The organism is Nocardia sp. bgisy134 (genome assembly GCF_057708325.1).
On sequence record NZ_JBYIRW010000006.1, the window covers coordinates 105,955 to 130,613 of the forward strand.

Genomic DNA, 24,659 nt, shown 5'->3' on the forward strand with positions numbered 1-24,659 from the left:
CGGGCGCGGACAGACGTGGTAAGTGTGGTCGATGGTGAAGCACTGGTCTGTCCCGGTCACCGAGGCACTGAAAGCCGACGGTTTGCGGATCGCGGAACTGGCGACCTCGTCGACACCCGGATTCACCGGGGACAAGAAGAATGCCCAGAAGTTGCTGATGCAGCGCGGCGAGGCGCTCTCCGTGCTTCAGGAGAAGCTCTACGCCAACGGGCGCTCCGGCGACAAGCGCAGCGTGCTGCTGGTGTTGCAGGGCATGGACACCGCGGGCAAGGGCGGCATCGTCCGGCACGTCATCGGTTCGGTGGACCCGCAGGGCGTCGACCACGCGGCCTTCGGCGTCCCGACCGACGAGGAGCGGCGGCACCACTACCTGTGGCGCATCCGCAACGCACTGCCGCGCGGCGGCCAGATCGGCGTCTTCGACCGCTCGCACTACGAGGACGTCCTGGTGGTGCGGGTGCACGAGCTGGTACCCCGCGAGGAGTGGGAGCCGCGCTACGACGAGATCAACCAGTTCGAGCGCGAGCTGATCGGCCAGGGCATCACCCTGGTGAAGGTCGCCATGTTCGTCTCGCTGGACGAGCAGAAGAAGCGGCTGTGCCAGCGGCTGGAGCGCCAGGACAAGTACTGGAAGTTCAACCCCTCCGACATCGATGAGCGCGCCTACTGGCCCGCCTACCACGAGGCGTACCAGGCCATGCTGGATCGCACGTCCACCGCCGACGCGCCCTGGTACGTGCTGCCCGCCGACCACAAGTGGTACGCCCGCCTCGCGGTCACCGAACTGCTCATCGATGCGCTGGAGAAGCTGGAACTCGACTGGCCCGCGGCGAATTTCGACATCGCCGAACAACTCCGCCGCTTGGAGCATGCCTAGCCTCGGACCCGATACTGCTCCAGCCGGAGATCCTTGCGCACACATCACCAACGCCTTGGGCACCTCCTCGCCCGCCCCGTCCCGTACGCCGATGACGGCCTCGTCGGCGACGGCGGGATGAGTGAGCAGCGGGCCGTGACACGCTGGTTTCTGCACAGCTGGGTGTTACGAAACCGATTGCTACGAAACGGGCGTCCGCGGAGATAACAGAACACACCGAGGCAATCGGTCGACCCGAACAGGTCCGCCTCGGTGCCCCATGCGGCCCCCGTCGTTCCCCTCCCGGCGGGGGCCGCCCGCCGTGCGCCTCAGATCCGGCGCATCACCGAGACGACCTTGCCGAGAATCACGGCCTCGTCGCCGTCGATGACGTCGTAGGCCGGGTTGCGCGGTTCCAGGTAGACGTGGCCGGTGCGGCGGCGATACACCTTGACGGTGGCTTCCTCGCCGATCATGGCGGCCACGATGTCGCCGGAGTGCGCCTCGCTCTGCTGGCGCACCACCACCGTGTCACCGTCGCAGATGGCGGCGTCGATCATCGAGTCGCCGCGCACGCGGAGCGCGAAAACCGTTCCGCGACCGACCAATTCGCGCGGGAGCGTCAATGTCTCGTCGGTGTGCTGCTCGGCCGGGATCGGTGCGCCCGCGGCGATGTCGCCGACCACGGGAACGGTGACCGCGGCGTCGGAGTGCTCCGCCCGCGCCGCGCCTTGGAGGAACAACCGCACGTCGATCGGGCGCGCCACCGCGGCGCCGCGGCGCAGAAAGCCCCTCTCCTCCAGGTTCTTCAGATGTTTGGAGACCGAGGACGCCGACTTCAGGCCGACCGCATCGCCGATCTGCCTGGTGTTCGGCGGATACCCGTATTCGACGACCCAGTCCCGGATCACGGCAAGGATGCGCTGCTGGCGCGGCGGCAGCGTCGAAGTGTCGAGATGCTCGAAGTCGTATCCGGTCACCCGGGGAATGCTAAGGGCGGGCTCGGACAAACCCCGCACGCGACGCCGGGCGGCCGGTCCGGAGCCGGGCGGCCCCCAGCGCGCGGCCCGTGCCACGCACGTTGCAGCGACGCCGGGCGGCCGGTCCGGAGTGCCGAGCGGCCCGAGACGGTGCAGCGTCCTGCGTTGCGGCGGGAGCACCGCGCGATCAGGCCGGGCCGGGCCGGTGCGCGGTGAGCACCGGCTGAAAGAAGCCGGTCTCCTCCGGCGCATGCCAGGTCGGTTCGGCGAAACCCGCCTCCACGACGAACTCGGTGAGCTGCGCCCTGGTCAGCGCCCAGTACCGCGCGCCGCCCACCCGGACGGCCCAGCCGTCGCCACCCTCGGTGAGGCGGAACATCTCGAAGTCGTAGCGTTCGCCGTCGTCGTCCCAGTGCCAGAGCTGGAAGGTGATCGCGCGCCCCATGACCGACTCGATCGATTTCGGCGGCTGCCCAGCCGGTTTGGCGGCGCGCAGCGCGTCGTAGTCGCGGGTCGTCAGCACCAGCAGACCGCCCGGCCGCAGCACCCGCCACATCTCGCCGAGCGCGGTACCGACCTCGACGGCCGTCAGCAGATGCGGCAACGCGTTGTCGGCACACACCACGGCATCCGCCCACCCGCCGTCGAAGGGCAGCGCCCGCATATCGCCTGCTAACGTCGGCAGCCGCAACCCCCGGGTCCGCGCCTCCTCGGCCGCCCGCGCCGCCGCCACCGGACTCAAATCCATCCCCACCACGGCATGCCCGCACGCCGCCAACCCGATCGCCTGCGTCCCGATCCCACACGCCGCGTCCAAGACGGTCGACGGCCCCGCCCCCAGACGCCCCCGCAATACCCGATCCAACGCCCGCCCCTGCCCCGCGACCGCCGCGGGCCAGTCCTGGTAGAGCAGGTGGTAGTCCCCGGCCAAATGGTCGTAGAAGTCGCGCGCGGTATCCCCGGACATGGCTCAACGGTAGACGGCGAGCGCCGGCGTCCGGGCGCGACAACGCTGCCATCAGTAGGCCGCCCACAGTCGAACGAGCCGTGGCCACGCCAGTACCCTACGTAGTACCCTACATTCTATGAAGACCAAGACGAGCGTGTACCTCGAATCCCAGCAGGCGGCCCGTCTCAAGCAGGCGGCGGAGGAGTCCGGGCGGTCGGAAGCCGATCTCATTCGAGAAGGGATCGACCTCGTTTTGCTCCGCACACACCGGGTTCGCCGAAGCAGGCCATGGCCGTCATTCGACTCCGGGGATCCGAATTTCGCCGCCGACAGTGAGGAATCGCTCGGCGAGGCCTACGGGCGATGAGCTTCTTCATCGCTGACACCTCGGCGATCATCGCGGCCTACGATCGCGCCGCCGAGCTGCAGGATCGCGCGCGCGAATTCCTGGCCACCTCAGTGGCCGTCGTCTCGCCGCTGGTGCTCGATGAGATCGATCATCTGCTGATCGCCCGATTCGGCAAAGACCGTCGCATCGCCGATCTCGTCCTCGACGATCTGCTCACCTCTGCCGAGGAAGGCGCGGTACTCGTCCCACCGATCGATCATGACGATCTTCGAGCGTCGCAGCAGATCATGGGACAGTACCGCGGGCTGCGACTCGATCTCGCCGATGCGGTCAACGTAGTGCTCGCCGAGCGCTACCTGACCAACGACATCCTGACATTGGATGAGAAGGACTTTCGCGCCATCCGGCCACTGACGCCTGCCCACCCCTCGTTTCGGTTGCTGCTCCAAGACGCTTGAGCCGTCGGCGCCGTCGTGGGCCCGCGACGCCGTCGGCCTCGGGCTGAGCGGAGCCGAGGCCCGCTGAGCCTCCGCACGCGACATTTCGGAATCTCTCAGGTTGACGCACGATGATGTGGACCATGCCCGCTCGACGAGGAGTTCCGGAACTACCATCGTGGCGGCAGGCGAAACCGGCAGGCGAGCGAAAGGCGTGGTGAACGCACGGTGAGCAACAATCCGGGACGGACTAATCCGCTGCTGAAGGCGGAGCGCGCCGACCGCAACCGCAAGATCCTCATCCAGGTGGCGGTGGCCGCCGTGCTGATCGGCCTGGTGGCCGCGATCGGCATCGGACTCGCGATCAAGAAGGCGGAGAAGGACGATCCCGGTCCCACCCCGACCATCGCCGCGGCGCAGACGCCGGGCGCCGTCGGCGGCTCGATCACCGACAACGGCTCCATCCGGATCGGCAAGCCCGAGGCGAAGGTCACCGTCCGGTTGGTCGCCGACCTCCAGTGCCCGGCGTGCAAGGCCTTCGAGGCCACCTACGGCAAGGTGCTCGAGGACGCGGTGAGCACCGGCACCGCCGCGGTCGAATACAACATCATCTCGTTCCTGGACAAGGCCTCCACGACCCAGTACTCGACCCGCGCGGCCAACGCCTCCTACTGCGTCGCCGAGCAGGATCCGACCAAGTACCAGACGTGGCTGTCGGCGATGTTCGCCCAGCAGCCGCCGGAGGGCGGCAACGGCCTGCCCGACGAGAAGCTGATCGAGATCGCGAAGTCGGTCGGCTACACCGACGCCGTCGCGAGCTGCATCACCGACGGCACCTACGAGAAGTTCGTCGCGTCCACCACGAACAAGGCCTTCGACGGCGGCATCCAGTCGACGCCGACGGTGTTCGTGAACGGCAAGCAGGTCAACCCGAGCGCGCTCGAGCAGACCATCGCCGCGGCGGCCGCGGGCCAGTGATCGCCGCGCCACCCCGGTCCGCCTGGCTGCTGTTGATCTGCGGCCTCGCGGGCTGGCTCGCCTCGATGGCGCTGACCATCGAGCGGTTCAAGCTCTTCACCGATCCCGGCTACCGTCCCTCGTGCAGCATCAATCCGATCCTGTCCTGCGGCTCGGTCATGGTCACCGATCAGGCCTCGGTGTTCGGGTTCCCGAACCCGCTGCTCGGCATCGTCGCGTTCTCCGTCGTGGTCACGCTCGGCGTCCTCGCGGTGGCCGGGCTCGGGTTCCCGAAGTGGATCTGGGGCGGCCTGTGGCTGGGCACGGTCGCCGGCATCGGCTTCGTCTGCTGGCTCATCTTCCAGAGCCTGTACCGCATCAACGCGCTGTGCCCGTACTGCATGGTGGTCTGGGCGATCGTCACCCCGCTGTTCGCGGTGGCCACCGACCAGCTGTGGGGCGAGTCGCGCGGCCCGCTCCGCGTGCTCGCCGAATGGCGCTGGACCATCGTCGCGCTCTTCTACGCGGTGGTGCTGCTGCTGGTCTTCCTGCGGTTCCAGGATTACTGGCTGAGCCTGTTCTGACCCTGCCGCCTGTGCTGACGCGCTCGCGTCAGTTCGGCGCGCCCTTGCCGAGCACCACGGTCACCGTCCGCTCGACGCCGCCCACGCCGATCACTCCCAGGCGCACCGTGTCGTCGGGCTTGCGCACGTTGATCGCGGCGCGCAGAGCCCGAGCGGTGGTGACCGCCTTGCCGTCGATGGACGTGATCACCTCGCCGTCGGCGAGTCCGGCGGCAGCGGCGGGACTGCCGTAGATCGCGACATCGATGCGCGCGCCGCTCGGCTTCGCGTCGGAGATCAGCACGCCGAGCGTAGCCGTCGGGCCGATGTGCACCGTCTCGGTCGGCGTGCCGGAGCGGATCTGGCGCACCACCCGCATGGCGGCGTCGATCGGCACCGCGTAGCCGTTGGGCTGCCGATCGACCGCCCGGTCGCGATCGCCCGACGCCGCGGTGATCACGCCGACGATCGCACCGCGCCGATCGGCCAGCGCTCCCCCCGACTGCCCCGAACTCACCGCGGCCGCGATCTCCAGCATCCCCGACAGCGCCTTGCGGGAGAGATCGGCCGAGTTCAGCGCGACGATCGTGCTGTCGAGATCGGTGATCTTCCCGGCGATCGCGGTCGGCGGGCCGCCCGTGCCACCCGCGTTGCCGATCGCGAGCACCTCGTCGTCCAACCGCAGATCGGCGGCACTGCCGAGCTGCGCGATCGTGAGTCCGGCGGCGTCGGCCAGCTCGAGCAGGGCGATGTCGGCGCTGGAGTCGTAGCCGAGCACGTTCGCGGAGTAGACCTCCCCCGTGCCGACCGACGTCACGGTGACCGATTCGGCGCCTTTGACCACGTGATGGCTGGTCAGTACCTGTCCATCGGCGGTGAGCACGATGCCCGAGCCCGCGGCCCCCTGACCGAACATCTGGGCGGCGGTGCTGATGTTCACCAGGGCCGGTTTCACGGCGGCCGCGACGGCGACCGGGTCCATCGGCGGGGCGGCTTCGTGCTCCATCGGCGCGACGACCGAGCCAGGGCCGGTGAACGGCCAGCCCGGCAGCTCACCGCGATACCCGAGGAAGCCGGCGAGGCTGAGCAGGGCGACCACGATCAGCGCCAGCGCCCGCCCGCCGCCGCTGCCGCGTCGTCCGTCGTCCATGGCACTCCCGCCTCTGCTACGCCTGACGAATTCCATTGTGGCCGGAGATCTTCACCGTAGATCAGGATTTCCGGCCGTCGCACCCGCCGAGGGTCGGAAAACCGGGCAGGATGGACATCCCCCGCGCTCCCCGGGGCAAACCCGTCTCGGCAAACACGCGGCGTCGCGAAGCCGTATAGGTTGGCAATCCGCGCATGCGACGGTAGGCATGTATTCATGAGCACTGTTGCCGCCGCCTACGCCCTGCCCGCTCCCGACGGAGCCTTCGAGAAGGTCACCATCGAGCGCAGGGAACTCGGTCCGCACGACGTGCTGATCGACGTCAAGTACGCGGGCATCTGTCATTCGGACATCCACACCGCCCGCGACGAATGGGGCGGCACCCGCTACCCGTGCGTGCCGGGCCACGAGATCGCGGGCCTGGTGGCCGCGGTGGGTTCTGCGGTGAGCAAGTACAAGGTCGGCGACCGGGTCGGCGTCGGCTGCATGGTCGACTCCTGCGGTAAGTGCGGTCCGTGCCTGGCCGACGAGGAGCAGTACTGCCAGGTCGGCGCCACCATGACCTACAACTCCGCTGTCGCGCCCGAGGTGCAGCCGGGCGGCTACACCATGGGCGGCTACGCCACCCGGGTCGTGGTGACCGAGAACTTCGTGGTGTCGATCCCGGAGGGCATCGGACTCGACGTGGCCGCGCCGCTGCTGTGCGCGGGCGTCACCCTGTTCTCGCCGCTGCGGCACTGGCAGGCCGGGCCCGGCAAACACGTCGCGATCATCGGCATGGGCGGGCTCGGGCACATCGGCGTGAAGATCGCCGCGGCGATGGGCGCGGAGGTCACCGTGCTGAGCCACTCGCTGAGCAAGCAGGACGACGGCAAGCGGTTCGGCGCGGACCACTACTACGCCACCGGCGACCGCCAGACCTTCCGCGAACTGCGCGGCCGCTTCGACCTCATCCTCAACACGGTCTCGGCCGACCTGCCGCTGGACGACTACATGAAACTGCTGAACCTGGACGGCACCCTGGTGATCCTCGGCCTGCCCGAGAACCCGTTGAGCGTCAAGCCGTTCACCCTCGCCGGCTACCGCAGGTCGCTGTCGGGCTCGATGATCGGCGGTATCGCGCAGACCCAGGAGATGCTGGACTTCTGCGCCCAGCACGGCATCGGCGCCGAGATCGAACTGATCTCCGCCGACGAGATCGACAACGCCTACGACCGCGTCGTCGCCAGCGACGTGCGATACCGCTTCGTCATCGACACCGCGACCATCTAGGAGTACTTCCGGCGGGCACGGGTTCGCGCCGCGCTGGCATGTTGCGGGCGGCCGGACGCGCAGCTCAGTACCGTGGTTTTGTGTCCGCGGATGACCAAGACTCGACCACGCCGAAGTCCGGTGCGGATTCCCACGCGCCCGGGTCCGAGAAGCCGAAGGCCGAGGCGTCGACGTCCGACGTCTCGAACGCGCCGCCGCCGTGGCTGTTGCGCGCCTTCCTGCTCGCCGCCGCCACGGTCGCGGGACTGATCGTCGGGTTCTGGGTGCTCCAGCGGCTGCAGGGTTTGCTGACCGTGCTGATGGTCTCGCTGTTCCTCGCCTTCGCCATCGAGCCCGCGGTCAACTGGCTCGCCGCGCGCGGGGTGCGGCGCGGCATCGCGACGGGCGTGGTGTTCCTCGGCCTGTTGCTGATCGTCGTCGGGTTCCTGTGGACGCTGGGCTCACTGCTCGTCAATCAAGTGACCACGCTGGTGCAGAACGCGCCCGAATACGCCGACCGGATCGTCGACTGGGTCAACAACACCTTCCACACGGAACTGTCCGGCACCGACATACAGAAATACGCGACGGAGTGGAGCGACCAGATCGAGGGCTATCTGGTCGGCCTCGCCGAAAATGCCTGGGGCATCGGAACGGCCGCCATCGGCGCGCTCTTCCAGGGGCTCGGCGTCTTGCTGTTCACCTTCTATTTCGCCGCCGACGGACCGCGCTTCCGCAATGCCGTGTCCTCGCTGCTGCCGCCGCATCGCCAGCGGCACGTGCTGCGCGCCTGGGACATCGCGGTCGACAAGACCGGCGGCTACATCTATTCGCGCGGCCTGCTCGCCGTCTGCTCGACGCTCGCGCACTACGTGGTGCTGCGGATACTCGACGTGCCATCGGCTTTCGCGCTCGCGCTGTGGGTCGGCGTGGTCTCCCAGTTCATTCCGACCGTCGGCACCTACCTGGCGGGCGCGCTTCCGGTGATCGTCGCGATGGTGAACGGCGGCCCCGGCGACGCGCTGTGGATCCTCGGCTTCATCGTCCTGTACCAGCAGTTCGAGAACTACGTGTTGCAGCCGCGCATCACCGCCACCACGCTCGACATGCACCCCGCGGTCGCCTTCGGCGCGGTGATCGCGGGCGCCGCGTTACTCGGGGCCACCGGCGCCCTGCTCGCCATCCCCGTCACCGCGACCGTGCAAGCCTTCGCGGGGGCCTACATCCGGCGCTACGAGGTGGAGACCGACGTCGAATCCCCGGCCCCCGAGCCGCCCAAGCGCAACGGCCGGAACCGGCTGCGGGAATTGATGGTCCGGATTACCCGCGCCTAGCACTGAAGGGTCCGTCGTCCTCCGTCTTGCGATGCGGCGACCGAACACAGTCCCGCGTTTACCGATGCTCCGGTGCGTGTCCGGGCGGCCCAACTGCGCGCGAAAGCAGATCGGAGCGGCAACCGTACAACGGGCCGCCTTCTGTTTCGCTAGGGAAGGCGGCCCGTGCCGTCCCCCGCCGCGACCAAGCGCATGACCGCGTCCACCGACGCTTCGGCGAGTTCGTCGTCCAGCGGCAGGTGGCCGAACAGCGCGCGAAAGTAGATCGGAGCGGCGACGGCGTCGAGGACGAAGTCCATATCGATGTCGGGGCGGACCTCGCCGCGCCGGACCGCCGCGCGTAGTGCGATTTCCGTGGTCTGCCGCCGGGGCTCGAAGACCGTGGCCAGGAAGTGCTCGCGCAGTTCCGGATCATTGCCCAGATCGGCGAGCAGCGCGGGGAGCACCCGATCGAGCGAGGTATCGCGGAGCGCAGCGACGAGATCGCGCATCGCCGCGGTCAGATCGGCGCGCAGGTCGCCGGTGTTCGCGGTGGGCCGCAGGCCGAGGAGATCGGCGACCACCGCCACCACCAGGTGCCGTTTGGAGGGCCAGCGCCGGTAGATCGCGGGACGGTGAATTCCCGATCTGGTGGCCACCCCGCCGATCGAGAGCTCGGCATATCCGTTCTCGCTCAGCAGTTCTCGCGCGGCGATCAGCACCGCCGCATCGATCCGATCGTCGCGCGCGCGGCCTGCCATCAGAACACCGGCCGCGGCATCAACATGACCAGCCAGCCGTCCGGATCGGGAAAAGCCAAGCCGCCGTGCGCCGCCCAGTACGGATTCTCGACGGGCACCGGCTCGACGCCGAATTCACCGAGCCGCTGCGCGACGTCGTACATCTGCGCCTCATCCTCGAAACAGAGGACTAGCAGATTCTCGGAACTCGGTGCGGCGCAGGGACTTCCGTCCACATGCGAGGTGAACTCGAGGTGATACTCGGCGCCGGGCAGACCGAGCATCACACCGTCGTACCCCGCGTGGTTCTCGAATCGGTACAGCTCGCGAAGGCCGAGCCCCTCGACGTAGAACCGCACCACCTCGTCCAGCCGATCCGTCGGCCGCGCGACCCGTACCTGGGCCACCCGTAGCGAATCGGGCCACGCTCGTTCATCCACAGTCATACCCAAATAATACGGTACGGACCGTACCGAAATAGCGGGTTGCGACCGGAACGGAAGCTTCACCTTGGTGGGATCGAACCACTTGGAGGGTGCGCTGGCGTGCACCCTGGGTGTCCTTTCGACGCGATCCGGCGTCGAGCAGTCTGGACGGCGTCATCACGACAGCGGGACCGCCCCGCCACACCGACACGAAGGAGCACCCTCGTATGACCTCGAACCAGCGCTCGACCCGCCGCACCCACCGGTTCGCCCGCGCCATGGCTATCGCCGCGGCGCCCGCCCTACTGGGCGCGGGCCTGCTGACGGCAGGCGTGGCCCAGGCTGGTCAGGACGCCAATCTGGCGACCTGTACCTGGCCCAACCTGGTGTGCGGAGGGCAGGTCGATCTGACCCCCGGCGGCCAGACCGACCTCACCCCGGGCGGCCAGACCAACCTCACTCCCGGCTCATCGACCGAGAATTACGACTCCTACGGTAACTACTACTACTACTGATCACGGTGCCTGCGTGCGGCTCCGCCGCGCTGGCGCCACTCCCTTGGCAGCGAGAGCAATTGCCGACCCACTCGGCTGAGGTACACACCGTAGCGAGTTGAGGTCCCCGCCGCAGAGGCGTGAAAAACAACGGGCCGCGTTTCCATTTCGTGACGGAAAAGCGGCCCGTTTCGGCTGACTATTCGGCCGTCGGCATGCGCCGCCGGATGCGCCGCGCGGCGGCGACCAGATTGCGCAGCGAGGGCTCGAGCTGCCAATAGTGCCGGGTCTTGAGTCCGCCGTCCGGATTGGCCCACAGCCGTTCCGGGGTGACAGCCTCGGCCGCTGCCGTGAGCAGTTCGTCGAGCTCGTCGATGTCCGGGATACGGGCCGAACGGCTTTCGTACACACCGGGACCGACACCGTGGCTCAGGCCGTGGCCCGACGCGCAGTCCTCCTTGAGCGCCTTGAGCACCCATTCGATGGAGCGAGTGGCGACGATCGCGGTGACGTCGGCGTCGAGCTGATCGATCGCCTCCACGACCTCGGCGCGACCGGAATAGCCGATGTGCGTGTGGATCTGGGTCTCCGGCCGCACACCAGAGGTGGCCAGCCGGAACGCGCCGACCGCCCAGCGCAGGTACTCCGCGCGGCCGACGTCGCGCAGCGGCAGCATCTCCCTGATCGCGGGCTCGTCCACCTGGATGATGGCGATGCCCGCCTTTTCCAGATCCACCACCTCGTCACGGATCGCCAGCGCCACCTGGTCGGCGGTCTCGTGCAGCGGCTGGTCTTGCCGCACGAACGAACGCGCGATCATGGTGACCGGGCCGGTCACCATGCCCTTGACCGGCCGGTCGGTGAGCGACTGGGCGTAGGTGATCCACTCCACCGACATCGGCGCCGGGCGCGAGACGTCGCCGTAGATGATCGGCGGTCGCACACAACGGGATCCGTACACCTGCACCCAGCCGAAGTGGGTGGTCGCGAAGCCGTCGAGCAGCTCGGCGAAGTACTGGATCATGTCGTTGCGCTCGTGCTCGCCGTGCACCAGCACGTCGAGGCCGATGTCCTCCTGCAGACGGATGGTGGCCTCGATCTCGGCCTCGATCCGCTTGCGGTACTCGTCGTAGGACAGCCGTCCCTCGCCGAGTTCGTACCGGGCCTGGCGAATTCGGTCGGTCTGCGGGAACGAGCCGAGCGTGGTGGCGGGCACCGGAGGCAGGTTCAGCTTGGCCTGCTGGGCGATTCGGCGCTGCTCGTAGGGCTCGCGCTCGCGCATCTGCGGCGTGATCGCGTAAACCCGTTGGCGCACCGCGTGCTTCTGCTTGAAGTGCACTTCCGTCGGCCGCTTGCGCCACTTCTCCGAGGGACCCTCGGTGAGCGCCTTGGCGAGCGAAACCACCTCGCCCACCTTTTGTTTCGCGAAGGCGAGGCGATCGGCGACGTTGCCCTCGATGTCGTATTCGACGAGCAGGTCGTAGGGCACGTGCAGCAGCGTGCTTCCGGTGGAGACCACCAGATCCGGGCACACCTTGGCCAGTTCGTTGAGGTACTCCAGCGTCACGAAACGGTCTGCGCGCCACACGTTGCGGCCGCTGATCACGCCCGCGTACAGCCGCTTGCGGCGGATGCCGGGCACCTCGGCGAGATCCTCGGGGCGGATGCGGTGGCTGGCCAGGTCCAGACCGATGGCCTCGACATTGGACGCGGCGAGGATGGCCAGCGCCGGTCCGAAATCGCCGTACTGACCGGTGACGAGCATGCGTGGCCGCAGCGGCGCCTTGGACAGCCGCTGGTAGGCCAGCTCGAACGCGGCCAGCTCGGCCTCGCTGCGCTCGCTGGTGAACGCGGGCTCGTCCAGCTGGACGCAGGTGGCGCCGCGCTTGGCGAGGATCTCGAACAGCTCCTCGTAGACCGGGAGCAGCTTGTCGAGCAGGGTCAGCGTGTCGAACTCGGCCTCGCCGGGCACCTGCCCCGCCTTGGAGAGCAGCAGCAGCGAGAGCGGGCCCAGCATGACCGGACGTAGCTCGATGCCGCGCTCCTTGGCCCGGTCGAACTCGTCGAGCAGAGCTTCGGGATGCAGCGAGAAATCGGTCTCGGCGTCGAGTTCGGGCTGGCGGTAGTGGTAGTTGGTGCCGATGTAGCGCACCAGCTCCAGCGGCGGCAGGTCGGGCCGCCCGCGCGCCATCAGGAAGTAGAAGTCCAGCGGCTCCATCACGTCCTGGTAGGGCTGGAACCGCTTCGGCACCGCGCCGAACATCAGCGCGTTGTCCAGCACGTGGTCGTAGAAGGAGAAGGTGTTGCCCGGCACCTGGGTGAGCCCGGTGGCGGCCAGCTCGCTGAACTGCTGTTCCTGGATGTCGCGACCGACCTCGAGCAGTTCCTCACGCGAGAGCGAGCCCCGCCAGTAGGACTCCAGCGCCCGCTTGAGTTCCCGGTGCGGTCCGATCCTGGGATACCCCAGAATGCTCGACCCGTAGCCATCCGTGACGTTGACCATGCGCGGCAACTCCCTTTCGATCACCTGCGCGATATCCGCTCCGCACGGCGGACGACGCACAACACTGCGCTTTCCGGTGTCCGGCCGAGCCGTGCCAACGGCCCGGCATCCTTGCAGCCTATGCCGATTACTACTGCTGTCACTGCGAAGCGCTGGTGGCGGCGCCTCACCTCATTCGGCCCGACCATTGATCGACCGCACATCCACAACACACCCGGCCACCTCAGGGGAGAGTCTCAGGCCGTCAGACTCGGGCTGGCACGACCTCCGACCGATCGCACCATCCACGCACTCCCAGCCACCCCCAGGGCGAGTCTTACGAGCCCGTTCGCGGCCCGTCTCGCGTCCGAGCGGTCGCGACGCATGCGCCGCAGGCGCGAGACGCGACCGCTCGGACGCGAGACACCAGGGGGCCGCGAACACGCGCGCGCCAGCGCGCCAAAAACACAGCCCGCAAACCCGCCCTGGATCACCGAACCATCAACACAGCTAGTTCCCAGGAAAGGTCCAGCATCCTCGCAGATACCTGGCGCACCATGAACTCATGACTGGTGCGCCCGCGGATCAGTCCCCCGAGGCCAGAGTGCTGGTGGTGGACGACGAGCCGATGATCCTCGAACTGCTCTCGGTGAGCCTGCGCTACCAGGGCTTCGAGGTGGAGACCGCGAGCGACGGCGCGCAGGCGCTGGACCGTGCCCGCAGCTTCCGGCCGCAGGCCTTGATCGTCGACGTGATGATGCCTGGCATCGATGGCTTCGGCCTGCTGCCGAGGCTGCGCGCCGACGGCATCGACGCGCCCGTGCTCTTCCTGACCGCCCGCGACGACGTGCAGGACAAAGTGGCGGGCCTGACCTTGGGCGCCGACGACTACATCACCAAGCCGTTCAGCCTGGAGGAGGTGGTGGCCCGGCTGCGGGTGGTGCTGCGCCGCGCCGGGCCCTGCGAATCCGCGAAGGAGAGTTCGCGCATTCGCTTCGAGGACATCGAGCTCGACGACGACACCCACGAGGTGTGGAAGGCGGGCGAGCCGGTCACCCTTTCCCCCACCGAGTTCACCCTGCTGCGGTATTTCATGGTCAACGCGGGCACCGTGCTGAGCAAGCCGCGCATCCTGGATCACGTATGGCGCTACGACTTCGGCGGCGAGGTCGGTGTTGTGGAGACCTACGTGTCGTATCTGCGCAAGAAGGTGGACACCGGCGAGCAGCGACTGATCCACACCTTGCGTGGTGTCGGCTACGTGATGCGGGCGCCGCAGCGCGGCCGCCCGCTGGGCCCGTGAGTATCGGCTCGGTGCGCGCAGACGCCGATCGGAAAGCGCCCGCCGCCAAGCGAACTCGCCCTTCGGCGCAGCGGCGCGCCGCCCGCGAAGCAGGCCGGGCGCGCCGGGCGCGGGAAGCGTTCGCGCAGCGGCTCGGCGCCATCCCCTTGCGGGTGACGCTGGTGGTGGCCCTAGTGGTGTTGGCGGCGCTGGGCCTGCTGGCTTCCGGCTGGGCGGTCACGTCGTCGCTGGAGGTGTCGCTGCTGAACCGCACCGATCAGCAGTTGCACGATGCCGCGATGACCCGCGCCAGGACCGCGCGCCCGCCGCTGCCGCCGCCGACTCCGCCGCCGGATCAGCGCACCGCGCCGAGCCCGTTCTACATCGTCACCGAGAACAAGAACGGCACAGGCACTTTCGTGTTGCAGCCGTTCAATGTCGACGCCACCCCCGATTTGCCGAATCCGCCTTCTCTCGAGCCGGTGACGGTGGGTTCGGTCGGTGATTCCGACGTCCAATGGCGCGTGGTGACCGTGCACCACCAGGACACGATCACCACGATCGCGTTGCCGCTCACCCACAATCAGCAGACCGTCCAGCGGCTGGTGACACTCCAGCTGGTGATCGGCCTCGCCGTTCTCGCCGCGCTCGCGCTGGCCGCGTATTTCGTGATCAGGAGCAGCCTGCGCCCGCTGCGCCGGGTGGAGAACATCGCGGCGGCCATCGCCAGGGGGGATCTGCACCGCCGGGTTCCGGTGCGCGGCACCAACACCGAGGTGGATCGGCTGTCCCGTTCGCTGAACGGCATGCTGGCGCAGATCCAATCCGCGTTCGCGGCGACCGAGGCCTCGGAGGCGGCGGCGAAGAGCTCCGAGGCGAAGATGCGCCGCTTCATCGCCGACGCCAGCCATGAATTACGAACCCCGATCACCACCATTCGCGGTTTCGCCGAGCTGCACCGGCAGGGCGCGGCCACCGATCCCGGGATGTTCATGGACCGGATCGAACGCGAGGCGCAGCGGATGGGCCTGCTGGTGGAGGATCTGCTGATGCTGGCCCGGTTGGACGCGCAGCGCCCGCTGGAGAGCGGCACGGTGGATCTGCTCGCGGTCGCCAGCGACGCGGTGCACAACGCCCGCGCGGTCGCCGCGGCCGCCGATCCGGACGGCCCGCGCCGCCCGATCGCCCTCGAAGTGTGTTCCGGTTCGGGAACTTTGGAAATCAACGGCGACGAGGCCAGGCTGCGCCAAGTGCTGGCGAATCTGCTGAACAACGCCCTCACGCACACCCCGCCGGACGCCTCGGTGACCGTTCGTCTCACGCCCGGCGACGACGACGTGCTGCTCGAGGTGGCCGACACCGGTCCCGGCCTGCCGTCCGAGGAGGCCGAGCGGATCTTCGAGCGCTTCTATCGCACCGACATCTCGCGCGCCCGCGCCAGCGGCGGCACCGGTCTGGGTCTGTCCATCGTGCAGGCGCTGGTCACCGCGCACGGCGGCGACGTGCGGGTCACCAGCACCCCGGGCGCGGGCGCCACATTCACCGTGCGGCTGCCCCGAGACTCCTAGAGCGGCGACTCCTGGATCGAGCGACTCCTAGATCGGCGTCACGGAGTCGACGAGCCAGCGGTCGTCGGTCTTGTCCAGCGCGACCCGCACCCGGCTGCCGGTGGTGGTCCCCTGCGGCGACTCCTTGCTGGTGGTCACCTGATTCAGGTACAGCAGCACCACCGCGTGGTCGCGGTCGGCGGAGACCACGCCGCTCGCCTGGGTGGTGGCCCGCACGGTGAGCTGCTTCTCCTTGGCGCCCGGCGCGATGGCCTGGCTGATCAGCTTCAGGTAGTCCTCGCGAAAGTCGGCGGACAGGTTGTCCGCGGCCTTCGGCAGCACGGTGTCGACGCTGCCGTAGTCATAGCTGAACATGGCCGAGACCGTCCGGTCGGCCGCGGTGACCGCGTCCTGCCTGGCCTGCTCGTCCTGCCGGTCCGACCAGTACCCGAATCCGTTGATGGCCATGACGATCACCGCCGCCAGCGCCACCGCGCCCGCGGCGCCCGCCGCGATCAAGCCCCGTGTTCCGTTCATGCCACGAACTCCACATTCGAGGCGGACAGGCCGGAGTCGGTGCGGGTCACGGTGACCCGGAACCGGTAGAACCGCGTCTGCGGCTCGGCCTGGCCCGCGTTGGTCAGGGTCTGTTTGGCGGCGACGAGCACCTTCGCGGAATCGTCGGCGTCGCTTTCCAGCGCGGCCTCGACGATCTCGCCGTTGGAGACGACCTTGGCCTGCTGCACGATGCTCAGGAACGGATCGACCCGGCCGTCGAATTCGGTCTTGAACTGGCCGGAGGCCATCGAGAGGATCCGGTCGATGTCCTCCTTGGCGGAGTCGGCCCTGATGGTGGTCAGATTCAGAATGGCCTGCCGCGCGGTCTGCACGTAAGCGGTGCGGCGCTCGTCGCGCTCGCCGGCGGCCCTCGCGACGAAGACCGAGGCGACCGCGCCCCCGACGAGGGAGAGGACGAGGACCGCCGCGACGGCCACCGCCACGATGCTTCCGACGACGGACCGGTCGCCGCGCAAGCCTTCGGCGGTGTCGTCCCCGTCGGTGGAACCGGAGGTCTCATCCGAGGACGTCGCCGTCTCGGCCTCGGCCTTACCGAGGTCGGCAGACGGCGCACCGGCGGATTCCACACCCGCCGAAACCTGCACCGGGTCGGCAGCACCGCTGTCCTTCGGCTCGCTCTTCGTCAGCGCGACGGTGTCGGCGTTTTCCACAGCCTCGGCGATCTCGGCGATCTTCGCCTGCCCAGCACTGTCAGCACCTTTCACCGCGCTGTCGGCATTCTTCGCCTGCCCGGCGCTCTCAGCATCTTTCGCCGGCCCCGCGCTGTCAGCATCTTTCGCCGGCCCCGCGCTGTCAGCATCTTTCGCCAGCTCGGCGGTGTCGGCATCCTTTGCCTGCTCAGCGCTGTCGGCATCCTTTGCTCGCTCCGCGCTGTCGGCGGGCTTCGGGCGGTCGGCGCTCTCGGCAGCTTTCGCCTGCCCGGCGCTCTCGCCGGCCTTCGCCTGCCCGGCGGCCTCGGCATCCGCAGTCCGCCCGACACTCTCGGCAGCCTTCACCCGCCCGGCGGTCTCCTCGCCGCCGAGCCGAGCGGCATCCGTCGCCGACTCCTCCGTCACCGCGTCGGCGCCCTCCACGGGCGGGCCCGCCGAGCGAACGGCCCGCCTGCGCGCGCGATGTGCATCTCCGCTGATTTCACTCATCGTTGCTGCTCCTCGAGCATCGCCTGCCAGCTCGGCGGTACCGTGCCGGAACCGCCGGGCCCGACATCACCTTGTCGGTAGGTGCGACCGTCGGTGCCTATGTACACGCCGGTAGCCGGATCGTAGGACTTGGCGGCCGCGGGCGTACTGAACGACGCGGGAGCGACCTGAGTGTCCTCGGGCGCGGGACCGCTCGCGGGCGCCACCGGCCGCGGCGGACCGAACGGCGGGTTGTCGCCGATGGGAACGTAACCGGTGCGGCACAGCTCCGGCGTCGGCGCGCGCACGCCCGGGTACTCCATGCACGGCGTGTTGCGGATACCGCGCACCTCGATGGGCGAGTCCTGCGGAATCTTGCAGTAGAGACCGGGCGGGGTCGGCACGGAGTTCAGTTCGCTCGGCGAGCGGCGCTCGTCTTCGGGCAGGAAGCCGGTGGTGCAGGCGGGCGGATCGTTGATGGTCATCATGAAGTCGACGAGCACGCCGTACTCGACCGGTCCCCGCACCGCGGTCATCAGCGCGGCGACCAATGGCGGGTACACGACCAGGATCTGCTCGAGGCCCGCGTGGTAGATCGTGGTGACCTGCCCCAGGCTGACCAGGTTCGAAAGCAGCAGCGGCAGCGTCGGTTTCAGATCCTGGAACTGCGTGGACACGCGCTGCAAGGCGGCCGGGCCGTCACGCAGGATGTTCGTCAGCGCCGGATCGTGCGCCCGCAGCTGATCGGTCACCGTGGCCAGGTCGGCGGTCCACGACCGGATCGCCGCGTCCGAGCGGATCTGGGTGTCGAGCAGCGGGCCGATCTGCTCGATCAGTTTCTTGGTCGGCTCGCTGCTGTTCTGCGCCTCCTGCACCAGCAACGAAGCGGAGTCGATGAACCGCTGCAGGTCGGGTCCCGCGCCGTTGAACGCGCGGAAGGCCTCGTCGATCACCTGCCGCAGCCGGGTATCGGCCACGCTGGAGAGCAGGCGGTCGGTCTGATCGAGCAGCGTGCCGACGTCCTGCGGCAGCTTGGTGCGCTCCTGCGGGATCACCGCGCCCGCCGCGAGATTGCCGCCCCTGGGGCTTTCCGCCGGAATCAGGTCGACGTACTGCTCGCCGACCGCCGAGACGCTGCGCACCCAGGCGTCGACGTCGGACGGGACCTTGTAGTCGCTGTCGATGGACAGCTTCGCCTCCACGCCCTCCGGCGTGAGCAGGACCTCCTGCACCTTGCCGACATTGGTGCCGCGATAGGCCACGTTGGCGTGCGGGTAGAGGCCGCCGGTCGCGGCCAGCTGCACGGTGACGTCGTAGCGCCCGATGCCGAACATGGCGGGCAGCTGCACGTAGGTGCCCGCCATGATGGTCAGGCCGATGACGGTCAGCACGGCGAAGATGCCGAGCTGGACGCGGACGAATCGGGTGAGCTTCATCGGCCCGGACTCCCTTGCGGCGCAGTGTCTCCCGCTCCCGGCAGCGGCACGGTCAGGCCGGGAATGGCGGGCAGACCGGGGATCGGCGGCAGACCGGGAATGGTCGGCGTCGGCTGGCCCTGGGCGGGTGGCTGCAGCGGACCGGTCGCCGGGTTGCCGCTTTCGCTGGCGGTGGGCGGCGCGAAGCTGCCGACGATGCCCTCGACGCCGCCGAAGCGGCCGCCGAGCGGGGTGCCGGTGAGCCAGTTCGAGTCCAGGCGCTTGCCCGTCATGTCCACCGTCATGAACAGATTCAGGTAGTCGCCCTTGATCGCCTTGTCGATGTTCTCCATCGGGAACGGGAAGGTGAGCAGGATCTTCAGCGACTCGATGAGGTTGTTTCCGGTGTCGGACAGCTGCCGCAACACCGGCTCCAGACTGGCCAGGTTCGCCTTCAGGTTCTCGCCGCTGGTGCTGATCACCCGCTGCGTCACGTCGCTGAGCTCACCGAGCGCGGTGAGGGCGTGGGTGATGTTCTCCCGCCGGTCGGCGAGCACCGTCAGCGCCGGATGGATGCGCTCGATCGCCGAGCCGAGCACGGCGCGCTGCTGGGCGAGCTGCCCGCCGAGCCGGTCCAGCCCGTTCAGCGCGGCGATGATGTCACCGGTCTGCGCCTCCAGGTTGGTGGTGAGCTCGTTCAGCTGCGGCAGCAGGTCGCGGATCGCGTCCTCGCGTCCGCTCAGCGCGGAATTCAGTTCGCGGGTAATGGTTTCCAGCTGTGCTACGCCGCCGCCGTTGAGCACGACCGACAACGAGGAGAGCACCTGCTCGGTGGTCGGGTACGCCCCGGCACGGTCCAGCGGGATGACGTCGCCCGCCTTCAGCTGGCCTTCGGGCGGCACGTCCGTCGGCGGGGCGAGCTCGATGTGGTTGCTGCCGAGCAGACTGGTCTGACCGATCTTGGCGGTCGCGTTGGCGGGCAGTTTCACGTTGCCGTCCAGCGAGACGGTCACCAGCGCGTGCCAGTTCTGCACCTCGATGCCGGTCACCGTCCCCACTGGGACGTCGTCGACGCGCACCGGCGAATTCTGGGTCAGCGTGGTGACATTCGGCATCTGAATACTGACCTGGTACGAGCCCTCGCCGGTGCCTTCGGCGCCCGGCATCGGCAACGAGTTCAGGCCGTCCCACTGGCAACCGGTGGCGCCGAGGGTCAGCGCGACGCCCATCGCGAGGACGGCGGTCTTGCGCATCGGTCGCATCATCGACCTCCTCCCGGAATGGCCAGGCCCGCAAGCCCGTTCGGCACGGTGATCGGCGCGGGCTGCGGCGTCTGCACCGGAACGCGCTCCTCCAGGCTGGGCGGGCTGTAGACGATCTGGTTGGGGAAGGCGTGCACGCCGGTGGCCGGGTTCAGCATGATCGGCGCGTAGTTCATGGCCAGCGAGTCGATCACCGGCGCGAGGTAGGTGGCACACAGGTCGGCGGAGCGATCCGAATCGTTCTCCTCCAGCGCGCGCACCGAGCCGCACAGGAAGCTCAGCGGGTCGGCCGTGTTGTTCAGCGCGACCGCGCCGGTGATGGTGCCCTGGGCCGGCTTGTAGAGCTGGTAGAAGTTCACCAGCGCCGTGGGACCCGAGTGCAGCACCCGTTCCAGTTCGGGGCGCTTGTCCACCAGGATCTGGGTGGCGTCGGACAGCCGCTGCACGCCCTCGGTGAGCTCGGCTCCGCTGCCGTCCAGGAAACGCTTGACGTCCGCCATCGCGAGGTCCAGATTGTCCAGTCCCGCACCGAGATCCGCCGAGACGCCGGCCAGCACGGAGGACACCGAGGCGAGTCTGCCGCCGAACTGCACGATCTGCTCGTTGCTCGCCGAGAGCACCTCGACGAACTGCTGCAGATTGCGGATGGTGCCGAACAGGTCGGTGCGGCCATCGGAGAGGGTGTTCAGGGTGGCGGAGAGCTCGCGGAGGGTCTCGCGCATCCGGTCGCCGTTGCCGTCCAGGTTGTTCGCGGCGGTGTCGATGAAGCGCCCGAACGAGCCCTGTTCGTCGTCGCCCACCGGGCCCAGAGTCGTTGCCAGCTTGGACAACTCGGCCTTGATGTCGTCCCACTCGACCGGTACGGCGGTGCGCTGGATCGGAATGGTCGCGCCGTCGGCCAGCTTGGGCCCGCCGGTGTAGGCCGGGGCCAGCTGGATGAAGCGGGCCGAGACCAGCGAGGGCGAGATGATCACCGCGCGCGCGTCGGCGGGGATGTCGATGCCGCGGCGGATGGTGAACTCGACCCGGACCTGATCGCGACCCGGCTCGACCTTGTCGATCTCGCCGACGTCGACGCCGAGCACCCGCACGTCGTCGCCGACGTAGAGGCCCGTCGTCGACGGGAAGAACGCGGTGACGGTGGTGGTCCCGATCTTGGTGATGCCGCGATACGCGCCGACCGCCACCAGTGCGGCGACCAGCACGCCCGCGACCACCCACGCCCAGCGCGGGCCTTTCTGAACAACCTTCGGCATTTTCATCGCGGCGGCTCCTGGACCGCAGGCCCGATCGACGGGGGCGGGTTCAAGAAGAAGTTGCGCAGGTCGTCCGGCAGGTGCTGCGGCCACACCAGCGCGTCGACCAACGGCTGCAGACCGACGGAGGTCGCGTTCACCACGTAGGCGTTGAACCACGGACCGTTGCCGACCTGCTCGCCGAGCGCGGCGGCGAACGGGCCGAGCCCGTCGAGCGCCTGGGTGAGGTTGTCGCGGTTGCGCTGAAGCAGGGCGAGCACCGAATTGAGCCGGTCCAGCGCGGGTTTCAGCTGCGCCTCGTTGTCGGCGACCAAGCCGGAAAGCTGCTGGGCGAGCCCGTTCACGTACACGATCAGCTGTTGGATCGCGGTGCGGCGGCGGTCCAGCTCGCCGAGTAGTTCGTTGCCGTCGAGCAGCAGCGCGTTGATCTGGGCGCTGCGGTCGGACAGGATCTTGGTGACGTTCTGCGCCCGCCGCAGCAGTTCGGAGAGCGCCTCGTCGCGCGCGTTGATGCTGCGCGAGAGCTGAGTGACGCCGTCCAGCGCCGCGCGCAGCGGGGCCGGGGTGTCGGCGAAGGTCTCCGAGAGGGCGTCCAGCGTCTCGTCGACCTTCACCATGTCCAGGCCGTGCACCGTGCCCGCCAGATCGCCGAGCGCTTCATTGAGCGAGTACGGCGAGGTGGTGCGCTCCAGCGGAATGGTGTCGTCGCGGCGCAGCGCGCCCTGGCCCTGCGGCAGCAGCTCCAAGGATTTGCGCCCGAGCACGGTGTTGGTCTTGATGGCCGCGGAGGTCTTGTCACCCAAGACGATCGATTCGTCGAGAGTGAACTTCACCAGTACCTTGGCGCCCGCCAGCTCGACATCGTCGACCCGGCCCGAGCGCACGCCGGCGACCTGCACCGGGTCGCCGGGCGCCAGCCCGCCCGCGTCGGCGAAGTAGGCGGTGTAGATCGCGCCGCCGCGGATGAACGGCAGCCGGTCGAACTGCAAGGCCGAGAGCGCCACCGCGATCGCGACGACGATGCCGACGATACCGATCGTGACGGCCGGGGATCGCTCGTTCATTCGGGGGCGCACCTTCCCGTCTCCTGTCCGCCGGGCATGTTGATGTGCAGCGGTTGTCCGTTCGGTCCGTCGACGATGAAGTTCGTGCTGCATATGTAGAGCGCGAGGAAGGAGCCGTAGGAACCGATGCGGATCAGCTTCCGGTAGGTCTCCGGCAGCCGCTCCAGCACCCACTGGACGGTGTCCGAGCCGTTGTCCAGGTTGGTGGCCAGCCTGCCGGTCTGCTCGATCGTGCCGCGCAGGTCCGGGCGGGCCTGGGCGAGCAGGTCGGTGAGGTCGCCGGTGGCGCCCGCGATCCTCGGCAGCGCGTCGCCGATCGGATCACGGTCGGCGGCGAGGCCGCTGACCAACCGCTGCAATTCGGTGAGGGTGGTGTCGAACTGCTCGCCACGCTCATCGATGGTCGCGAGCACGGCGTTCAGGTTGTTGATGACGCTGCCGATCAGCGCGTCGCGCTCGCCGAGCGTCTTGGCGAACGAGCCGCCGCTGTTGAGCAGCGAGACCAGCGTGCCGCCTTGGCCCTGGAAGATCTGCAAGAGCGCGTTGGTCAGGTCGTTCACCTGGCCAGGATCGAGCCCGCGCAGCAGCGGTTTGAAGCCGCCGAGCAGCATGTCCAGGTCCAGCGCGGGCGCGGTCTTGTCCGTGCCGATGGTGCCGCCCTGGCGCAGCTTTTCGGCCGAGCCCGGCCCGTCGAGCAGCTCCATGTACCGGTCGCCGACCAGGTTCTCGTATTTGATCGTCGCGCGGGTGCTGGTGAGCAGCTGGTGCTTGCGGTCGACGTCGAACTCGACGTGCGCCAGGTTGTCCTTGCCCACCTTCACCGAGGTGACCGAGCCGACCGGCACGCCCGCGATGCGCACCTTCGCCCCGGGCAACATGCCCGAAGAGCTGGTGAACACGGCGTGGTATCCGTATTCCCTGGCGAAGCGCATCTGGCTGAACACGATGGCCAGTCCGGCGAAGACCAGCGTCATCACCAGGGTGAAGATGGCCAGCTTCACCGTCGTCGCGGTGTTCTTCACGGCGCGCTCACCCCCGGAAGCCCGGCGAACAGCAGCTGGAACACCTTGGGGCCGTTGAATTCGAGCTTCATCGACGGCACGTAGGGCGTGCCCTCGTTGGTATCGGTGACGATGTAGTTCGCGTGGCTGCCCGGCACCCGGTTGTCCAGCCCCTCACAGCGCGGGCCGCCGGTCGCGTTCACCTTCGGCAGATCCTCCGGAAACTTGTACGGCTCGGCGCCGAACATGAAGTTGGTGTTCATCGTGACGCCCGGCTGCAGACCGCCGAACATCATGTTGGCAATCGGCATCAGCCGCCCGATCGCGTTGATCATGCAGTGCAGGCCGGGCGCGTACTCCTCGAGCAGGCCGGTGGTCGGGCGCAGCAGATCGAGCGCGGTGCCGAGGTTGTTCTCGTTCTCGCGCAGCACCGAGCCCGTGGTGTCGGCCAGGCCGACCAGGTTTGCGAGCACGTCGTCGAGGCCCTGCTGTTCGTCGACCAGCGTCTGGCTGGTGGCTACCGCGTTGTCCACGGTCCGCAGCAAATCACCCACGGTGTCCGCGTACAGGTTCGACACGTCGGCGGTGGCCGCGAAATCCTGTTGCAGTGTCGGCAGCGTCGGGTTGATCTCGCGCAGGTAGACGTCCAGGTTCACCAGCAGCTCGCCGAGGGTCTCGCCGCGGCCCTGCAGCGCGGTGCCGAGGGCGGAGAGCGTCGCGTTCAGCTTCTCCGGCTCCACCTTGGCCAGCACGTCGGACAGATGCTGGAACAGCGTGTTGAACTCGACGGTCACCTGCTCGGCGACGACGGTCGCGCCCGGCTGCAACGATTTCGACGATGCCTGTTCCGGCACAACGAAGTTGACGTACTTCGCGCCGAAAACGGTGGTGGACCTGATGTCGACGCCCGCGTTGGCGGGCACCATCTTCAGCAGTTCGGGGTCTATCGCCAGCTTCAGCTCGGCGCCGTCGTTGTGCTGGGTCACCTCGGAGACCCGGCCGATCTCGACCCCACGCAGCTTCACCTTGGCGTCCGGGTCGAGCACCAGGCCGCTGCGCGGCGCCTCGACCAGCACCGTCGCGGTCTTGGTGAACCCGCCGAGGAACATGGTCAGCGCGATCGCCACCACGGCGACCAGCACGAGCACCATTCCCAGGCCGGCGAGTTTGTATTTGATCTTCTCCATAC

24 protein-coding genes are annotated in these 24,659 nt (G+C 68.5%); 10 read left to right on the forward strand and 14 right to left on the reverse strand.

All coding sequences use genetic code 11. From position 1 onward, the window contains the following. Window positions 1-31 precede the first annotated feature (31 nt). Window positions 32-877, forward strand: a complete 846-nt coding sequence (locus AC3ERS_RS13070) for a polyphosphate kinase 2 family protein (RefSeq protein WP_431967015.1) — start codon at window positions 32-34, stop codon at window positions 875-877. Between the two features lie 308 nt (window positions 878-1,185). Here the strand turns inward: AC3ERS_RS13070 and lexA are convergent, their stop codons facing one another. Together lexA and AC3ERS_RS13080 are read right to left on the reverse strand one after the other, a co-directional pair. After that, the gene (lexA, locus tag AC3ERS_RS13075) at window positions 1,186-1,836 is read right to left on the reverse strand and encodes a transcriptional repressor LexA (protein WP_431967017.1); all 651 of its coding nucleotides are present in this window, start codon (window positions 1,834-1,836) and stop codon (window positions 1,186-1,188) included. 187 nt (window positions 1,837-2,023) lie between these two features. Further along, window positions 2,024-2,803, reverse strand: a complete 780-nt coding sequence (locus AC3ERS_RS13080; RefSeq protein ID WP_431967019.1) for a class I SAM-dependent methyltransferase — start codon at window positions 2,801-2,803, stop codon at window positions 2,024-2,026. A gap of 118 nt (window positions 2,804-2,921) precedes the next feature. On the opposite strand from AC3ERS_RS13080, the gene AC3ERS_RS13085 reads away from it, so the two are divergent. The 4 genes from AC3ERS_RS13085 (at window position 2,922) to AC3ERS_RS13100 (ending at window position 5,112) form a co-directional block, all read left to right on the forward strand. After that, window positions 2,922-3,152, forward strand: a complete 231-nt coding sequence (locus AC3ERS_RS13085; protein ID WP_431967021.1) for a ribbon-helix-helix domain-containing protein — start codon at window positions 2,922-2,924, stop codon at window positions 3,150-3,152. Continuing rightward, entirely contained in the window at window positions 3,149-3,592 is a 444-nt protein-coding gene (locus AC3ERS_RS13090) for a PIN domain-containing protein (protein ID WP_431967023.1), read from the forward strand. The genes AC3ERS_RS13085 and AC3ERS_RS13090 overlap by 4 nt, the downstream gene beginning before the upstream one ends. A gap of 207 nt (window positions 3,593-3,799) precedes the next feature. Then, window positions 3,800-4,549, forward strand: coding sequence for a thioredoxin domain-containing protein (locus tag AC3ERS_RS13095; RefSeq protein WP_431967025.1), 750 nt, complete (start codon window positions 3,800-3,802; stop codon window positions 4,547-4,549). After that, window positions 4,546-5,112, forward strand: coding sequence for a vitamin K epoxide reductase family protein (locus tag AC3ERS_RS13100; protein ID WP_431967027.1), 567 nt, complete (start codon window positions 4,546-4,548; stop codon window positions 5,110-5,112). The genes AC3ERS_RS13095 and AC3ERS_RS13100 overlap by 4 nt, the downstream gene beginning before the upstream one ends. A gap of 28 nt (window positions 5,113-5,140) precedes the next feature. On the opposite strand, the gene AC3ERS_RS13105 is transcribed toward AC3ERS_RS13100, so the two are convergent. Next, a complete protein-coding gene (locus AC3ERS_RS13105; RefSeq protein WP_431967029.1) occupies window positions 5,141-6,241 on the reverse strand; it encodes a S1C family serine protease in 1,101 nt (366 codons plus the stop codon). Between the two features lie 216 nt (window positions 6,242-6,457). Between AC3ERS_RS13105 and AC3ERS_RS13110 the strand changes: the two genes are divergently transcribed. Together AC3ERS_RS13110 and AC3ERS_RS13115 are read left to right on the forward strand one after the other, a co-directional pair. Next, window positions 6,458-7,513, forward strand: coding sequence for an NAD(P)-dependent alcohol dehydrogenase (locus tag AC3ERS_RS13110; RefSeq protein ID WP_431967031.1), 1,056 nt, complete (start codon window positions 6,458-6,460; stop codon window positions 7,511-7,513). 80 nt (window positions 7,514-7,593) lie between these two features. Beyond that, window positions 7,594-8,826, forward strand: coding sequence for an AI-2E family transporter (locus tag AC3ERS_RS13115; protein WP_431967033.1), 1,233 nt, complete (start codon window positions 7,594-7,596; stop codon window positions 8,824-8,826). 149 nt (window positions 8,827-8,975) lie between these two features. Here the strand turns inward: AC3ERS_RS13115 and AC3ERS_RS13120 are convergent, their stop codons facing one another. After that, window positions 8,976-9,566: a TetR/AcrR family transcriptional regulator gene (locus tag AC3ERS_RS13120; RefSeq protein ID WP_431967035.1), complete on the reverse strand. Its 591-nt coding sequence runs from the start codon at window positions 9,564-9,566 to the stop codon at window positions 8,976-8,978. Next, window positions 9,566-9,991, reverse strand: a complete 426-nt coding sequence (locus AC3ERS_RS13125; protein WP_431967037.1) for a VOC family protein — start codon at window positions 9,989-9,991, stop codon at window positions 9,566-9,568. Before AC3ERS_RS13125 ends, AC3ERS_RS13120 begins: the two co-directional genes overlap by 1 nt. 206 nt (window positions 9,992-10,197) lie before the next feature. Between AC3ERS_RS13125 and AC3ERS_RS13130 the strand changes: the two genes are divergently transcribed. Beyond that, window positions 10,198-10,485: a hypothetical protein gene (locus AC3ERS_RS13130; RefSeq protein WP_431967039.1), complete on the forward strand. Its 288-nt coding sequence runs from the start codon at window positions 10,198-10,200 to the stop codon at window positions 10,483-10,485. A gap of 178 nt (window positions 10,486-10,663) precedes the next feature. On the opposite strand, the gene metE is transcribed toward AC3ERS_RS13130, so the two are convergent. Next, window positions 10,664-12,967: a 5-methyltetrahydropteroyltriglutamate--homocysteine S-methyltransferase gene (metE, locus tag AC3ERS_RS13135; protein WP_431967041.1), complete on the reverse strand. Its 2,304-nt coding sequence runs from the start codon at window positions 12,965-12,967 to the stop codon at window positions 10,664-10,666. 544 nt (window positions 12,968-13,511) lie between these two features. Here metE and AC3ERS_RS13140 point away from each other — a divergent pair. Together AC3ERS_RS13140 and AC3ERS_RS13145 are read left to right on the forward strand one after the other, a co-directional pair. Further along, window positions 13,512-14,249: a response regulator transcription factor gene (locus AC3ERS_RS13140; RefSeq protein ID WP_431967043.1), complete on the forward strand. Its 738-nt coding sequence runs from the start codon at window positions 13,512-13,514 to the stop codon at window positions 14,247-14,249. A gap of 140 nt (window positions 14,250-14,389) precedes the next feature. After that, a complete protein-coding gene (locus tag AC3ERS_RS13145) occupies window positions 14,390-15,796 on the forward strand; it encodes a sensor histidine kinase (protein ID WP_431967426.1) in 1,407 nt (468 codons plus the stop codon). A 27-nt stretch (window positions 15,797-15,823) separates the two neighbouring features. Here the strand turns inward: AC3ERS_RS13145 and AC3ERS_RS13150 are convergent, their stop codons facing one another. From AC3ERS_RS13150 to AC3ERS_RS13185, 8 genes are all read right to left on the reverse strand, one after another. Beyond that, a complete protein-coding gene (locus tag AC3ERS_RS13150; protein WP_431967045.1) occupies window positions 15,824-16,312 on the reverse strand; it encodes a h domain protein in 489 nt (162 codons plus the stop codon). Continuing rightward, on the reverse strand, window positions 16,309-17,427 hold the full coding sequence (locus AC3ERS_RS13155; RefSeq protein WP_431967047.1) for a hypothetical protein: 1,119 nt from the start codon (window positions 17,425-17,427) through the stop codon (window positions 16,309-16,311). Before AC3ERS_RS13155 ends, AC3ERS_RS13150 begins: the two co-directional genes overlap by 4 nt. Before the next feature lie 62 nt (window positions 17,428-17,489). Continuing rightward, window positions 17,490-18,908 carry an MCE family protein gene (locus AC3ERS_RS13160; protein WP_431967049.1) on the reverse strand — a complete coding sequence of 473 codons (1,419 nt, stop codon included), beginning with the start codon at window positions 18,906-18,908 and terminating at the stop codon, window positions 17,490-17,492. Then, the gene (locus AC3ERS_RS13165) at window positions 18,905-20,149 is read right to left on the reverse strand and encodes an MCE family protein (RefSeq protein WP_431967428.1); all 1,245 of its coding nucleotides are present in this window, start codon (window positions 20,147-20,149) and stop codon (window positions 18,905-18,907) included. The genes AC3ERS_RS13160 and AC3ERS_RS13165 overlap by 4 nt, the downstream gene beginning before the upstream one ends. After that, window positions 20,149-21,411, reverse strand: a complete 1,263-nt coding sequence (locus AC3ERS_RS13170; protein WP_431967051.1) for an MCE family protein — start codon at window positions 21,409-21,411, stop codon at window positions 20,149-20,151. Before AC3ERS_RS13170 ends, AC3ERS_RS13165 begins: the two co-directional genes overlap by 1 nt. Continuing rightward, complete coding sequence (locus AC3ERS_RS13175) at window positions 21,408-22,469, reverse strand: MCE family protein (protein WP_431967053.1); 1,062 nt, start codon at window positions 22,467-22,469, stop codon at window positions 21,408-21,410. Before AC3ERS_RS13175 ends, AC3ERS_RS13170 begins: the two co-directional genes overlap by 4 nt. After that, entirely contained in the window at window positions 22,466-23,491 is a 1,026-nt protein-coding gene (locus tag AC3ERS_RS13180) for an MCE family protein (protein ID WP_431967055.1), read from the reverse strand. Before AC3ERS_RS13180 ends, AC3ERS_RS13175 begins: the two co-directional genes overlap by 4 nt. Further along, window positions 23,488-24,657 (reverse strand): MCE family protein, encoded by a 1,170-nt coding sequence (locus tag AC3ERS_RS13185; RefSeq protein WP_431967057.1) that lies wholly within the window; start codon window positions 24,655-24,657, stop codon window positions 23,488-23,490. The genes AC3ERS_RS13180 and AC3ERS_RS13185 overlap by 4 nt, the downstream gene beginning before the upstream one ends. Window positions 24,658-24,659 lie beyond the last annotated feature (2 nt).